Here is a 14,661-nt window from a genome sequence, read left to right on the forward strand (position 1 = left end):
AACGAAAGAAATCTAAGCCAAAAAAGACCCTCAGACAGCATGATTTCCATGCCCGCGGGTCTCTCTTGGGTCGTGCTAACAATCTATTTATCAGGCTTATAAGCAACGGTTATTGTACGGTATCCAGCGGCTTCAGATGAGCCTCGATCTGCTCGCGCTTCGCCTCCAGAAAGGGCGGAAGAGCAAGGGATTCACCTAAATGCTCGATATCCTCATCTGTGTCAAAGCCCGGGCCATCCGTAGCGATCTCGAACAATATGCCGTTCGGTTCTCTAAAATACAGCGACCGGAAGTAGAAGCGGTCCACATAACCGGAGCTAGCGATTCTCGCCGCTTTCAGCTGGGTGACCCAGGCGCGCAGCTCCTCCTCATTCTCTACGCGGAAAGCCACATGATGCACGCCGCCGCGGCCAAGGCGTTCCTTCGGCAGGTCATTCCGCTCTTCAATATGCACTTCAGCTCCTGTCCCGCCTTCTCCGGTCTCAAATACTTGAATATCCGGCTGCCCAGGAACGCTGGACGGGTATTGCCCTTTCTTCCGGAAGCCCATCAATGCGGTCAGCACAGAAACCGTTCGCTCGGCACTCGCTACCGTTAATTGCACCGGACCCAGGCCCGTAATCCCGTACTCTGCGGGGACGACGCTTTTTTCCCAAGGTATGCCGCCCTGAACGCCTTCATTGTGCTCGTCGGAAACGAGGATCAATCTTTGGCCTTCAAAATCGGTGAAAGCCAGCGTCGCTCTTCCTGCCCGCTCGGTAATGTCTCCATGCTCCACGCCATGCTCGTCCAGCCTTTTGCTCCAATAAGCCAATGCGGCATCATTCGGCACTCGCAAGGAGATGGCCGAGATGCAGTCATTCCCGTCCCGGTTGCGGCCTGCCACTGGAATTTCGAAGAACGTCAGCTCCGTTCCGGGGTTACCTTTCCCATCACCATAGAACAGATGATATACAGAGACATCGTCCTGATTCACCGTCTTCTTGACTAAACGCAATCCCAGCACCTTCGTATAAAACTCAAAGTTGTTCTGAGCATTCGCGGTAATGGCGGATACGTGGTGAATTCCTTTAAAATGCATCATTGATCCCTCCATGTTTGTAGATTGTGCATTTGAGCATGCTGATATGATCTATTCTTGTTCCAGCGAAGCGTGCTGAACCTTCCGCAGCAAAGCAATAAGCTGCTTCTTCTCTTCCAGGTCAAGGCCATCGAAATGCGATGCCTGAAAATGCTCCTGTGCCGGAACAGCCTCGTTATACAGCTTGCGGCCTTGTTCGGTCAAAAACAAAGATTTCGTCTTCCAGGATTGCTTCCTTTCAATCCACCCCAGCTGTTCCATCTTCGAGAGCAGCTGCGTTATATTCCCTTTGGTAACGAGCAGCCTATCTGCCAGCTCCTGTTGGGTAAGGCCTTCATGCGAACCGATTTGCACCAGGCAATCAAACTGCGCCGCTGTTAAATCCCAAGCCTTCAAATGCTGGTTCGACGCCCGCAGACTCTGATTATATATTCGGGATAACCGATACCATATAAGCAGCCCCAGACGTTCCTCCTGACGATCCATGTCCATTGGCCATCACCTCTTTTCAAAGTAACTGTTGTTGTATAGATGAAATAGAATCAAGGGATCAATTGTTGTGTTGATTGGTGTGTTGATTTACTTTGTAGTTCTCTGTTGCTATTATCAGTTTATATCTAAACTGATGAGATGTCAACCCCCTTTCCCTATGCAGGATTTTCATTAGAAACCATAGGATTAGCTTGACAGCCCGAGGATTAATGTAAATTCGGCTCTCTCCCTTAAATATGGAGTCTATCACTTTACTAAAAAGATCTCTTTCAATAATGCTGTAAAATGATTCAACATATGCATTCATATTTAGCTCAAGTAACCATGATTTGATTATTTAAAATCGGAATGTATTTTATACAGCTAGTTATGCTCTTTTATAAAAAAACCATGCGCTAAATGCAAAACATGCAGTTAGTTCCCTCTAACACGGCCAAAACCGATGAACTAACTGCAGGAAATACATCTAGTTACTTCTCCTGACCATCTGGGAACAGTCTTAAATCAGCAGTTTAATTTATTCGTGGGAAAGACTCCACTTATATTAGGTGGCCGTGAGGATTTTGCATTATTTATATGAAAAACGTTGTTAAACGAAAAAAATCCTGCACTTTCGCAGCATTCCTTCCAAGCAAGCCCACCCGATCAAAACTAACACTCCTCCCTTCAAAAAAACATTAGCCCTGCTGCCTAGCAGGGCTAATGCTCTTACAAGCTTAACGCATTATTCAATTCAAGCTTCTCTCCAGCCTCTAGTTATAGACATTAAGTTCGTGGATCGACCACCAGTTGGAGGCTGTTCCGGTTTGCACGACCTTGATGTAGCGGGCTGTCTGCTGCCCGAAGCTGGCGGTGATAACCGCACCTGTACCGCTGCCGCTCGCTACGGCTCCGCCCCAGTTCGTGCCGTCATTCGAGACGTAGATCTCGTAGCCGCGGGCATAATCATCGTTGCTGCCCGTCGAGTCCATGACGATCTTCTTAAACATCTTCGAAGCTTTCATGTCGACGATAAGATATTGTCCTGGAGCCATGGCTGTCCCTGCACTCCAGCGCGTGGACGGGTTGCCATCAAGCATATTCGCAGACACATCCCCACTGGAAGGCACCGAGCTGACCGTCCAGCCTGTGCGGCTGAGCGCCGTTTCGGTCCCGCCGCCGCTGCCCGTACCGGCAAACTCATTTACTGTCTGTCTCATTGCCCCAGCCGGAGAATTGGCATATACCCGGCCGCCGATATCGTTGATGACATGCGTAATTTCACTGCCCGGTACGCCGTTCAGCCAAATCGTCGTCGCATGGTGGAGCTTCACGCCTGGTACATTCGGAACTTCGATTGCGCTTTTAGCCTTGACGGCTGCATCCCTGAAGTACGAATAAACCCCAAGCCCCCAGGCTTCATGGTTCGTCACCGAATCCGCCACTTTGTAGGAGGCGTAACCGTTAACCGTGCCATTATGGCTCATCCACGAGGATTGGTTCGGCACATCGTAAGGGATTTCCGATTGATAAAAATAAGTGCGGCCGTTGTTGCCGTTCCAGAGCGTCTGATATTGATGATAATGCTCTACGAACAGCCCGTATATCGTGACGTCATTTCCGTTAACGACCAGCCCGTTCTTCGTAACGTTCGTATTCCAGCCTACGCCGTCGCCATGGTCTCCGCGCCAGATCCAGAAATGATCGCCAATGACGTGGTTACTGTTAATCTCCAGGCTGATGTCGGCCTTCCCAATGCCAGCCCCTCCCACTCTAAAGAACAGATCGTGGAGTGAGGTCGGGTTAACAGCATGACTCTGCGAGCTGCCGCTCGGGCCAACCTGCAGCAAGGTAGGTGAATTGACAGGGCCGGCATCGAATAACAGCCCCGCTATTTTCACCCCGTCAACGTCGGCGACTTTCATCGCGGTAACGCCATTGTCCGGAATGAGCGTAGGCAGGCCGATCCCGAGAACGACCGTATTCGGATTGTTGATTTGAATCGTCTGATTCAAATGATACACGCCCGGAGTGAACAACAAATGCTTGCCTTGGCTCAGCGCCGAATTGATGCTTGCGGCCGTTGCGGTGCCAGGCTTGGCGATATAGAACTGGTCAATCGCAATCGAAGTGCCCGGCGTGGAGCCGTTAGCCCAGGTAGCGCCCTTCGTGTTCGTCTGCAGCGATGGAACGAAAACTTGGTATTGCCCTGCATTGTTGATGTACAGATAAGGCTTCTCTCGTATGATTGGCGTTGTATTGACGACCGTATACGGCGGATCAGGGAAATTGCCTGACGGCGGATTGCTGTCGCCTACAAACACCATATTCCAAACGCCGTTTGTCCATTCAGAGTACCGGCTGTTTCTGGAGAACCACTGCTGCTGGGAAGCGGGCACGATTTTACCGTCGATGATCGAATCAGCCAAATAGCCTCCGCTCGCCCAGCCTGCATTCCAGTAAGGATCAAAGTCGAACAAGTCCATCGAACCGGCGATATGCACCCGTCTCATCGGCGCTGCCTGCGAAACGGCCCACTGTGTCTTGCCATTGGACGGCGTGATTTTGATATTCTCAATGGAGCGCCAGAAGTTCTGGGTCGCATTGGCATTAAACCACTGTGCATCCACATTGAACCCGCCGGTAATATTCACGTCATCCGGGTTCTGTCCGAGCCCTGCTACATGCGTATAGAAGCCCTCCCGAATGTTCACATTGTACGACCCGGGTTTGAACAGGAGCGCGTACCGCTCCGTGCCAAACTGATTCTGTTCCTGAATATGGTAAATCGAATTTGCCACGTTCTGAATATCCGCAGTTGCCATGGAAGGATCAAATACATACACATTCGGGCCAAAAATGGTCGAATTCGCCTGACTGATCGGCGTAGCCGCCTGAGAAACCCCCGGATTGACGGAGGATAAACCTAGAACAAGCGTTAAAGCTGCAATGACCGACATCATTTTCTTAGTCATAGTAAAGACGCCTCCTCATACCTCATTTTATCTTTACGTACTCCTGCTATTCGTTGTTGCAGCCCTCGTCCAGAAGCCCAACCACCTCCTTGGTTTCCTTAAACTCATCTCCCTTCAGTAAGCGCTTCCAAGTTGGCCGGCATCACCTCCCTTCCAGCCCGATATGAACGGATAACCTGCCGGATTGTTTTCATGGATACGCGCAATAGCTTAGTAACCTCAGCCTCCGCAGCATCTGCCGATCACAAATGAAATACGCGTAACGCATATACCCCGCCGAATCACGGACACGCTTTATGTGTGTGGGCGCGGTGCTCCTGTCTGTATTCTGTCGGTGTGGCGTTATATTTTCTGCGGAAGACCTGTGTAAAATGCTTAACGTCCTGGTAACCGATCCGCTCGGAAATATCAGCCAGCTTCAGCTGCGGGTTGAGCAGCAGCAGCTTCGCCTGCTCCATGCGTAAATGGATGACGTATTCCTTGAAGCCATAACCCGTCTTCTGCTTGAAAACCTGGCTGAAATAGACAGGATTCAAATAGACAATCGAGGCTACCTTCTCCAGCGACAGGTCGGTATTGTAATATGCCCGAATATATTGGATCGCCACCTCGATAATCTCGCTGCCTCCAGTCGCATAATACTCGAATTCATGGCTCGCCGAATCCTGATGCATTCTCTGCACCTCACCGGGGACCTTATTGAAGTCATGCAGCATCCCGCTGTGCATAATTTGAAAGGGCACCCTCAAATATCGCTTCAAATTGCTGCGCAGCTCTTCAAGCAGACTCTCCAGCGATTTGCCTTCATCGACCGTAATTAGGCCGAGCAGGCTCTTGGCATCATAGGTCGTCACGAAGCCCCGTCCATACTGCGTCGTCAATTCAGACAGTACATTATCAATAATAAAATGCTCCAAATGAACGGCCCGGTCACTTTCCATCTTGACCATGATCAATTGAAACCGCGGGTGATTAGCGATTACAGCAGTCATATCCATCCCTCCAATGTCAAGACCGGAAGCCCAGCGCTGAAACATGGCTTCTCTCAGAAATTTCAAATTCGCCCGCAGCAGCTTCGATTCCCGCGCTTTTTCCGCTTCTTGATCGATAAGCTCCTTCAGCTTATCAATCATATCCCGCAGCAGGTCTTTACCGATCGGCTTAAGCAGATAATCGACCGCCCCGAGCTTAATGGCTTCTTTGGCGTAATTGAATTCCGAATATGCGGAAATAATGACCCATTTGATGTGCGGATAACCGCGCCTCGATAGCTGCATCAATTCCAGCCCCGTCATGCCCGGCATCAAAATATCGGTCAGCACCGCATCGATCGGATGGCTGCGCAGCAGCTGCACCGCCTCCTCCGGATTGGCAGCCAGATAAACATCATAATGCGGATAAGCTCTCTGAATGGTGCGCATGATCCCTTCCCGGATCACCGATTCGTCATCCACAATTAGAATTTTCATCCCTACGTCCTCCTTGTAGCGCTATCGGTATCGGTACGATAATGGTTACCGTCGTCCCCTCGCCCTGCCGGCTCTCCACGCTTAATCCATAGTTCTCGCCGAACATCATGCCGATTCTGGCATGCACATTATGCAGCCCGATTCCCCGCCGCGGCCGGCTTACCGGTTCAAGGGCCAGACTTGGCCGTTTACGCAAGTTCGCTTGAATCTGGCCGAGCGTCGCTTCATCCATGCCCAGGCCGTCATCGATGATTTTGATATGCAGCTGATGGTAGTGCCGCTCCGCATGCACCTGGAGCTTGCACGGAGTGCCAAGTGGTTCCAGACCGTATTTCACCGCATTTTCGATGATTGGCTGAATGGTCATTTTCGGCAGCACAACGTCAAGCCAGTTCTCATCCACATCGATTTCCGTCTGCACACGGTCATTGAGACGGCTCCCGATAATCGTCAAATAGTGGCGAATTTGCTCCAGCTCCTGCCGCAGCGTCGTCTGGGAGGCCTCCTCCCAATTGCTGCTGTAGCGGAACATCTGCGACAGGGACAAAATGACGCGGCTCAGCCTCTCATTGCCCTTCTCATCAAGCATCCAGTAAATCATGTCCAGCGTGTTGTATAGAAAATGCGGATTCACCTGCGACTGCAGCGCCTGCAGCTGGGCGTTCTTCTCGCTGACCGAGGACAGCTTGATCCGCTTGATCAGCTCATCCATGCGCTGCACCATCCGGTTGAAGGAGGAGACCAGGCTGTTGATTTCCTCGAACGAATTGACGTTCACGGAGCCATTGAAATTGCCCAGCTCTACTTTTTTCATTTCCCGTATGAGCAGCTTGAGCGGAGATGCAATCGTCCTGGACACAATGGAGGCCAGCATTGTAGAGACGATAATCAGAGCCAATACGACGACGAACAAGTACAGGCGGGTCTGGTTGATTTCCGAGTTGAAGTCGCTTTTGGGTGTAATCCCGTATATCGTCCAATCGGCGAGCGCCGTACTGGCGGCTACGATCAGCTGGTCAGAGGTGTCATCCACGATAATGGCCTGATCCTGCGACGGTTTGGGCAGCTGAGAGAATCCCGGCGTGCCTGCCCCTTGCTGTCCTTTGCTGGCAATAAGCTGATCGTCCATCCCCGTAATGAACACCCGGGTGCCGGGACTGATGCCCACGTTAGACAGCGCTTCGGTAATCGGGGTAGGATCGGTCTCGATCACAATCACGCCGATGGATTTGTAATCCATCAAGTCATAGAGCTGCCGCCCGAATACGAAGACCGTATCCTGCTGCATCGTATTTATGGGAGAGCCGGAGTACAGCCCAAGCCAGACCATGTTGCCCTTGGACGCTTGTAATTTGCTATACCAATCGGTCTGCGCATAATTGATATCGATGACGCCCGCAAACTGCTTTTCGTAGCTGTATACTTTGCCGCCGTTCGTAATGATGTGGATGCCTACGATTTCCTTGCGGGAATAGAAGGCCGCCCCGATAATGTTCGTAATGGAGCGCTCGTTGATGACCGATACGGCCGGATTGCTGGACGTCTCCTGCAGCAGGCGCGTGAGTTCATAGTTGCCGTTCAGCGATTTGGTGACGCTGTTATAGCCCTCAAGCATCAGATCGAACAACCCGGCAGTTTGCGAAATATTCTTCTCCGCAATGTCGCTGATTTTCGAATGGATAATCGCGAGGGCGCGCGTATAGTACAGGAAGCTGACCAAAATAAGGATCACGGTCATACATGTAAGGAAAAGCAGAAAAAGACGGCTATGGATAGATCGGAATCCTCGCGCCAATGATGTCGTCCCCTTTCATTCGCTGCAATAGTTCTTCCAGTTTATCACAGTAACCGCTTTTCAAATTCAGCCCTTAACGGCACCAGCTACCATGCCCTGGGTAATTTTATCCGCTAGCATAAAATAGATCACGATGACAGGAAGCGCGCCGAGCACGAGAAAAGCCCCGATCGCCCCATAGTTAACCGAATACTGGCTGACGAAGCTGTTCACGCCAAACGGTAGTGTTTTTAGCGATTCGGCGGAAATGAATGTGGCGGCCAGAATATACTCGTTCCAAATGTTGATAAACGTCAGAATGCATACCGTCATAATCGGCGGCACGGAAACCGGCAGCAAAATGTTAAGATATACGCGGAACACGCTGGCCCCGTCCATAATCGCCGACTCTTCGATTTCATGCGGGATCGTCTTCATGAATCCGTTCAGGATGAACACGGAAATCGGCGTCGAAAAGGCGATGTACGGAAAGATGATCGATAAATGCGTGTTGAGAATATGCATGTTTTTGAAAATAAGCATCAGCGGCAGCAGCGTAGCCTGCATCGGAATCATCATGCCGACTAGAAAGACAAGCATGACCGCCTGGCCGTATTTCCAGCGGAAGCGGCTGATCGCAAAGGCGGCGAGCGAGCTTAGAAGGATCACGCTGATCATCGTGATCGAAGTGACGAAGAAGCTGTTCCATAGATAGCGGAAATATCTCCCGCCAGCCAGGGCCGAGCTGTAATTGATCCACTGCGGTGAACCAGGGAGGGCGAAGAAGCTGCCGGACAATATTTCCTCATTGGTTTTGAAGGAGTACAGCAGCAGCCAGAGCAGCGGGTACACCTGTGTCACGACGAGCAGCGAGAGGAATGCGATAACGATTCCTTTCGTAACAGAAAATCGTTTGCGTCTCGGTACGGAGGTTTCGTTCCGAACGGCCAGAGCACCCGGTGTATTCATTTCGATGTTCCTCCTTTACGAGAACCGTTTCTCTAGTGAATTGAAAATGAGGTTGATGATCAGCGTGGCGATCAGGCAAACGGCGACGAGAAATGCGGCAATCGCGCTGCCGTACCCGTATTTCATCGATAAAAATGACATATTGTACATATGGGTTGAAATCACATCGGTGGCATGAGCCGGCCCCCCGGCCGTCATGACCATGACCATATCGAACGCCTGGAGCGAGCCGATGAAGGCCAGCACGATGGATATTTTGAAAATCGGAATAATGAGCGGGAACGTAATGTGGCGGTCGGCCTTGAAGCCTTCGGCGCCGTCGATCCGTGCAGCCTCGTAAAGCTCGCTGGGGATATTGGATATTCCCGTAAACTGAATTAGCGTGTGATACCCGAGGTATTGCCATAGAGCGACAAAATAAAGAGCATACATCGCGACCGCCGGATCGGTCAGCCAAGGCCTTGTCCACGATTCCAGCCCTATGGTGATCAGAACCTGATTCAGCATACCGCCCATGGAGGCCGGATTGTAAATGGTCTTCCACAGCTGGCCGACGACAACGACGGACAGGATGACCGGCAGAAAATAGCTCGACACCAGAAAATTGGGCCGCTTGATGAATCTCCGCAGCAAAATGGCCACGAGCAGAGCTAACGGGATTTCCGCCATGGAGAACACGGCGAACATTAGCGTCCTCCTTACAGAGGGCCAAAATACGGGATCGTTAAAAAATAGATTATTGAAATTTTTCAATCCAACAAATGTCGCCTTGCCGATTCCGTTCCAATCCAACAGCCCGCTATACAGCGAAACCAGGATCGGGATGAACACCATGGTGCAATAAATGAGCAGGCAAGGCAGTACGAACAGGGCAATCGTAAGGCGGGAGACCTTAAGAACATTCATGCCGCATCCCCTCCTTTTTCTGGCCGACATAATTTGGCGTCAGGATAGATGACGAAGGGAACAGCAAGTGTTCCCTTCGTACCGCTTCAATTAATTAATGATGCTAATTATTGTTTGCCTCATACGCCGTCTGATGCTCTTTGGCCACCTCGGCGGAATCCTTTTTCTGTACGAACAGGTTCTGGATGCTGCTCAAGTGAGCTTGCGCCGTGCCCGGATTCATCGTATTGTCGAACGCCAGATCGCCGCCTTTAACCTCTTTGAACAGATCAAGCACTTCCATTGCCATATCAGAATATCCGGCAGCCTTAAAGTCCCCCTCTACAATCTGCCCGATGCCGACCGCGCCTTTCGCTTCAAACGTCTCTTTCGGGAAATTCAGCATGAAGTAGTTCAGGAAATCTTTCGTCTCCTGCAAATGCTTGCTGTCGGCCGAGATCGCGAACGCGCTGCCCGGCGCCAGCATAAATTCGTTCGGATCGCCTTTGCCGTTGATCGTCGGGAATTTGAATACGCCGACTTTGCCATCCACGGATGATGTTTCAATTCCGCCCGTTGCCCAGGACCCCATATAGTACATGGCTGTCTTGCCTGTCTTGAATAAATTCTCCCCGGCATTGTAATCGAAGGAGGTAGCTCCTTCCTGGAACGCGCCTGCCGCGACCAGACTCTGGAATGCGTCGACAGCTTCAATGAACGCCGGGTCCTCGAAGGTCTTCTTATTCTCCAGCACATCGCTCAGGAAGCCCGGCCCGTTCGTGCGCAAGAGCATGTTCATGAACAGGAATGATCCCGTCCACGTATCCTTCTCGCCGATCGCAATCGGCGTAATGCCCTTCGACTTAAGCGTTTTCACAACTTCGAGCATTTCTTCGAATGTCCCCGGCACCTCGACCCCCGCTTGTTCAAACAGCTCCTTGTTGTAGTACACGACCCCAATGTTGTTCCCGTCCGGCAATGCATAAATGCTGCCGTCAAAGCTGTACCAGTCGAGCAAGCCCTCCTGGAACGTATCCTTGAGTCCGTTCACTTCAAGCATATCGTTGAGCGGGGCAAACAGATTCGCTTCCACAAAAGGCTTCATTTGCGCCGCAGGATTGACCACGGTAATGTCCGGAACCTCTTTGGAGGCAGCCTGCGTCTTCAGCTTCAATTTCTGCTGGTCCGTGTTAAGCGAATCGAGCTCGATCTTGATGTTCGGATTTTCCGTTTCATATTGCTTTACGAGCTTATTCATAATCTGATGCTTGGGATCAGTGGGATCTGGAAAAATATTTTGAAACGTAATCGTGATTTTTTTATCCGGAGCTTTAGCCTCCGCTCCCCCAGTCTCCATGCTCCCTGCATTGCCTTGGGTTTCTCTGGCTCCGCCCCCGCAGGCCGCTAGGCCAAGCAGCAAGGTCGATGCCAGCGCAAGGCTTAACATTTTAAATATTTTTGTCTTTGCCACTTTATTCCCCCCTTGTTATTTATATCCTTCATTATGAGCGGCAACCTTTCGTTTGGGGAGGTGCGATATTTAGGAATGAGGTTTGATTTTTTCGGAATTATCCTGCAAATGCAAAAAAATCTGCCTCCCATTGATTTGGGAAGGCAGATTTCACTCGCCAGCCTAGCTACTCAGTCACAAAGCCGTGTATGAGCGCAGGTGCTGTCGCCTGCTCGGCAATCGTAATATTCGCATAAATTTTCTCGATGACTTCTTCGACGTTTTCGCGGTTGGCATGAATCGTCACCAGGGACTCGCCAGCCGCCACCTTGTCGCCGATTTTCTTGTTGAGCATCAGGCCGACCGCCAGATCGATTTCCGATTCCTTCGTCGCCCGGCCCGCTCCGAGGAGCATGGCCGCGGTGCCAATCTCGTCAGCGACGATGGATGCGACAACGCCGTCTTTCTTCGCCGGCACTTCAATCCGATATGCAGCCGTCGGCAGCTTGTCAGGATTATCGACGATCGAAGCGTCTCCGCCCTGATTTGCAATGAATTCCTTGAATTTCTCCAGCGCTTTCCCGCTGCGGATAACCTCCCGCAGCTTCTCCTCCGCTTCCTCCAGCGAAGCAGCCTTGCCTGCCAAGAAGACCATCTGGCGGCCAAGGGCCAGGCAGAGCTCCTCCAAGTCTTTCGGCCCGGTGCCGCGCAAGGTGTCGATCGCCTCACGGACCTCCAAAGCATTGCCGATCGCCCTGCCTAGCGGCTGGCTCATGTCGGAAATGACCGCCATCGTTCTGCGGCCAACATTGTTGCCGATGCTGACCATGGCATGCGCAAGCTCCTTGGCGTCCTCTACGGTCTTCATAAAGGCGCCCGCACCCGTCTTCACGTCCAGGACGATCGCATCCGAACCGGAGGCGATTTTCTTGCTCATAATCGAGCTGGCGATCAGTGGAATCGAATTGACTGTAGCCGTTACATCCCGCAGCGCGTAAAGCTTCTTATCCGCCGGCGTCAAGTTGCCGCTCTGGCCGACGACCGCGATTTTATGCTCGTTGACGAGCTTCACGAACTCCTCCTTGGCCAGCTCGACATGGAAGCCCGGGATCGCCTCCAGCTTGTCGGTCGTGCCGCCCGTATGGCCCAGCCCCCGTCCCGACATTTTGGCTACGGGGATATCCAGCGCAGCGACCAGCGGAGCAAGAATTAGCGTCGTCGTATCGCCAACTCCCCCGGTGGAATGCTTGTCTACCTTCACTCCTTCGATCGCCGACAGGTCGATCATATCGCCGGAATGGGCCATCGCCATCGTTAAGTCGGCCCGTTCACGCTCGCTCATATCCTTGAAATAGATCGCCATGGCTAGCGCGCTTACCTGATAATCAGGAATTTCGCCTCGCGTATAACCTTCGATAATGAAATTGATTTCCTCGGTCGTAAGCTCATGCCCGTCGCGTTTCTTCTCAATCAAATCCACCATTCTCATCGTAGATTCTCCCTCACTCTGATCTGATTAGCTGCCCTTGCATAGCGTTACCGCGTCCCATAACCTGACTTTCATCCAGCAATCCGAGCTTCCTTATCGCCGAAAACTGTAAAAACGAAAGAAAACTACAATGAAACCGCCGTCTCCAGCGCAACCTCCATCATGTCATGGAATGTCGTCTGGCGCTCTTCGGCCGTCGTCTCTTCCCCGGTGATCAAATGATCGCTTACGGTGAGAATGGTGAGCGCGTTCACGCCGAACTTGGCTGCGATCGTATAAAGCGCCGTCGTCTCCATTTCCACGCCGAGCACTCCGTGTTCCATCAGCTTCTTGACGACAGACTTGTCGTCGCGGTAGAACACATCGGAAGTAAAGACATTGCCGACGTGCATGTTCAGCCCTTTGGCTGCTCCGCGTTCATAGGCGGCCTTGAGCAGTTGAAAGCTGGCTATCGGCGAGTAATCATAACCGCCGAAGGTGTGCCGGTTTATGCTGGAATCCGTGCACGCCGCCTGGGCGAGAATGACCTCCCGTACATGAACATGCTCCTGCATCGCCCCGCAAGTACCTACGCGCATCAGGTTTTTTACCCCGTATTCCTGAATCAGCTCATGAACGTAAATTCCAATGGATGGAATGCCCATTCCGGTGCCCTGCACGGACACCCGCTTGCCTTGGTAGGTCCCTGTAAAACCAAGCATTCCGCGCACTTCGTTATAACAAGTCACGTCGCTTAAATAGGTTTCGGCAATATACTTTGCCCGCAGCGGATCGCCCGGCAGCAAAATCGTATCCGCAACGTCTCCTTGCTTAGCTGCGATGTGTACACTCATCACGGCTTCCTCCTCTATTTTTATTTCAAATCAGCCAGGAAGCTTACTCCATGCTCCGGCATTTTTACCCCAAAGTTATCCGCCACGGTTGCCCCAATGTCCGCAAAGGTCTTGCGCAGCGGCAGCTCTTGTCCTTCTCCGGCAAAAGACTTCGAATACACCAGCAGCGGCACGTATTCGCGTGTATGATCCGTTCCCTTATAGGTCGGATCGTTGCCGTGATCCGCCGTAATAATCAGCAGGTCATCGTCCTGCAGCAGCTCAAACACCTCTGGCAGGCGGGCATCGTATTCCTCAAGCGCCTGGCCGTAGCCCTTCGGGTTGCGCCGATGACCATAGACGGCATCGAAATCCACCAGGTTTATAAAGGATAGCCCGCTAAATGGCGTCTTGATCGTCTCGACCAATTTATCCATGCCATCCATATTGGACACCGTGCGCACCGCCTTGGTCACCCCTTCTCCGTCGTAAATGTCGGAGATCTTGCCGAGGGCGATCACGTCGAAGCCGGCGTCCTTCAGCTCGTTCATCGTCGTGCGCCCGAACGGCTTGAGCGCATAGTCGTGCCGGTTCGATGTTCGCGTGAAATTTCCCGGCTCGCCGACAAACGGACGGGCGATAATCCGGCCAAGCATGTAAGGATCGTCCAAAGTAATTTCGCGGCAGAACTCGCAAATTTCGTACAGCTCCTTCAGCGGCACTACCTCTTCATGAGTAGCGATTTGCAGCACGGAATCGGCGGAAGTATAGACGATCAGCGCGCCCGTCTTCATATGCTCTTCGCCCAGTTCATCGATGATCTCCGTCCCGCTGGCCGGCTTGTTGCCGATAACCTTGCGGCCCGTCTTCTCTTCGATGCGGCGAATGAGCTCCTCCGGGAAACCATCCGGGAAGACGCGAAACGGCGTATCAATATACAGTCCCATGATTTCCCAGTGCCCGGTCATCGTATCTTTGCCCCGCGAGGCCTCCTGCATCTTGGTATAGTAGGCCAGCGGTTTGTCCGCCTTAGGCACGCCCTTGACCGGCTTGATATTGGACAAGCCGAGCTTGGCCATGTTCGGCATGTTGAGCCCGTCGCAGGCCTCGGCGATATGCCCAAACGTATCCGCGCCCACGTCGTCGAATTCGGCCGCATCCGGCGCTTCGCCGATGCCGACGGAGTCCAGTACGATCAGATGGATTCTCTTGAATTTTGCCATGCTCCCTCACTGCTTCCTTTCTGCGCTATGAGCGTTGATCATCTATTATCGATTGCTGCGGAG

General features: G+C 52.1%; 11 protein-coding genes. All 11 read right to left on the minus strand.

Features of this window, described 5'->3' with window-relative positions:
* Positions 1 to 109 precede the first annotated feature (109 nt).
* Positions 110 to 1,081, minus strand: coding sequence for a ring-cleaving dioxygenase (locus QNH46_RS20775; protein WP_283925846.1), 972 nt, complete (start codon positions 1,079 to 1,081; stop codon positions 110 to 112).
* A gap of 51 nt (positions 1,082 to 1,132) precedes the next feature.
* Positions 1,133 to 1,567, minus strand: a complete 435-nt coding sequence (locus QNH46_RS20780; RefSeq protein ID WP_196427227.1) for a MarR family winged helix-turn-helix transcriptional regulator — start codon at positions 1,565 to 1,567, stop codon at positions 1,133 to 1,135.
* 758 nt (positions 1,568 to 2,325) lie between these two features.
* The gene (locus QNH46_RS20785; RefSeq protein WP_283925847.1) at positions 2,326 to 4,527 is read right to left on the minus strand and encodes a discoidin domain-containing protein; all 2,202 of its coding nucleotides are present in this window, start codon (positions 4,525 to 4,527) and stop codon (positions 2,326 to 2,328) included.
* A gap of 281 nt (positions 4,528 to 4,808) precedes the next feature.
* Entirely contained in the window at positions 4,809 to 5,996 is a 1,188-nt protein-coding gene (locus QNH46_RS20790) for a response regulator (protein WP_283925848.1), read from the minus strand.
* Positions 5,974 to 7,734 carry a sensor histidine kinase gene (locus tag QNH46_RS20795; protein ID WP_283925849.1) on the minus strand — a complete coding sequence of 587 codons (1,761 nt, stop codon included), beginning with the start codon at positions 7,732 to 7,734 and terminating at the stop codon, positions 5,974 to 5,976. Before QNH46_RS20795 ends, QNH46_RS20790 begins: the two co-directional genes overlap by 23 nt.
* Before the next feature lie 123 nt (positions 7,735 to 7,857).
* A complete protein-coding gene (locus QNH46_RS20800) occupies positions 7,858 to 8,739 on the minus strand; it encodes a carbohydrate ABC transporter permease (protein ID WP_283925850.1) in 882 nt (293 codons plus the stop codon).
* A gap of 15 nt (positions 8,740 to 8,754) precedes the next feature.
* A complete protein-coding gene (locus QNH46_RS20805) occupies positions 8,755 to 9,645 on the minus strand; it encodes a carbohydrate ABC transporter permease (RefSeq protein ID WP_283925851.1) in 891 nt (296 codons plus the stop codon).
* Positions 9,646 to 9,748: 103 nt separating this feature from the next.
* The gene (locus QNH46_RS20810; RefSeq protein ID WP_283928519.1) at positions 9,749 to 11,071 is read right to left on the minus strand and encodes an extracellular solute-binding protein; all 1,323 of its coding nucleotides are present in this window, start codon (positions 11,069 to 11,071) and stop codon (positions 9,749 to 9,751) included.
* A gap of 190 nt (positions 11,072 to 11,261) precedes the next feature.
* Positions 11,262 to 12,563 carry a pyrimidine-nucleoside phosphorylase gene (locus QNH46_RS20815; RefSeq protein WP_283925852.1) on the minus strand — a complete coding sequence of 434 codons (1,302 nt, stop codon included), beginning with the start codon at positions 12,561 to 12,563 and terminating at the stop codon, positions 11,262 to 11,264.
* Between the two features lie 125 nt (positions 12,564 to 12,688).
* The gene (gene deoD, locus QNH46_RS20820; protein WP_283925853.1) at positions 12,689 to 13,396 is read right to left on the minus strand and encodes a purine-nucleoside phosphorylase; all 708 of its coding nucleotides are present in this window, start codon (positions 13,394 to 13,396) and stop codon (positions 12,689 to 12,691) included.
* A 20-nt stretch (positions 13,397 to 13,416) separates the two neighbouring features.
* Positions 13,417 to 14,598, minus strand: a complete 1,182-nt coding sequence (gene deoB, locus QNH46_RS20825) for a phosphopentomutase (protein ID WP_283925854.1) — start codon at positions 14,596 to 14,598, stop codon at positions 13,417 to 13,419.
* Positions 14,599 to 14,661: the final 63 nt, after the last annotated feature.

Origin of the sequence: Paenibacillus woosongensis (genome assembly GCF_030122845.1) — a bacterium.
Classification (GTDB): domain Bacteria; phylum Bacillota; class Bacilli; order Paenibacillales; family Paenibacillaceae; genus Fontibacillus; species Fontibacillus woosongensis_A.

What these genes read in the sequence shown, in the direction of transcription:
- QNH46_RS20775 (WP_283925846.1), bottom strand. Translation starts at nt 1,081, where the DNA reads ATGCATTTTAAAGGAATTCACCACGTATCCGCCATTACCGCGAATGCT.
- QNH46_RS20780 (WP_196427227.1), bottom strand. Translation starts at nt 1,567, where the DNA reads ATGGATCGTCAGGAGGAACGTCTGGGGCTGCTTATATGGTATCGGTTA.
- QNH46_RS20785 (WP_283925847.1), bottom strand. Translation starts at nt 4,527, where the DNA reads ATGACTAAGAAAATGATGTCGGTCATTGCAGCTTTAACGCTTGTTCTA.
- QNH46_RS20790 (WP_283925848.1), bottom strand. Translation starts at nt 5,996, where the DNA reads ATGAAAATTCTAATTGTGGATGACGAATCGGTGATCCGGGAAGGGATC.
- QNH46_RS20795 (WP_283925849.1), bottom strand. Translation starts at nt 7,734, where the DNA reads ATGACCGTGATCCTTATTTTGGTCAGCTTCCTGTACTATACGCGCGCC.
- QNH46_RS20800 (WP_283925850.1), bottom strand. Translation starts at nt 8,739, where the DNA reads ATGAATACACCGGGTGCTCTGGCCGTTCGGAACGAAACCTCCGTACCG.
- QNH46_RS20805 (WP_283925851.1), bottom strand. Translation starts at nt 9,645, where the DNA reads ATGAATGTTCTTAAGGTCTCCCGCCTTACGATTGCCCTGTTCGTACTG.
- QNH46_RS20810 (WP_283928519.1), bottom strand. Translation starts at nt 11,071, where the DNA reads ATGTTAAGCCTTGCGCTGGCATCGACCTTGCTGCTTGGCCTAGCGGCC.
- QNH46_RS20815 (WP_283925852.1), bottom strand. Translation starts at nt 12,563, where the DNA reads ATGAGAATGGTGGATTTGATTGAGAAGAAACGCGACGGGCATGAGCTT.
- deoD (WP_283925853.1), bottom strand. Translation starts at nt 13,396, where the DNA reads ATGAGTGTACACATCGCAGCTAAGCAAGGAGACGTTGCGGATACGATT.
- deoB (WP_283925854.1), bottom strand. Translation starts at nt 14,598, where the DNA reads ATGGCAAAATTCAAGAGAATCCATCTGATCGTACTGGACTCCGTCGGC.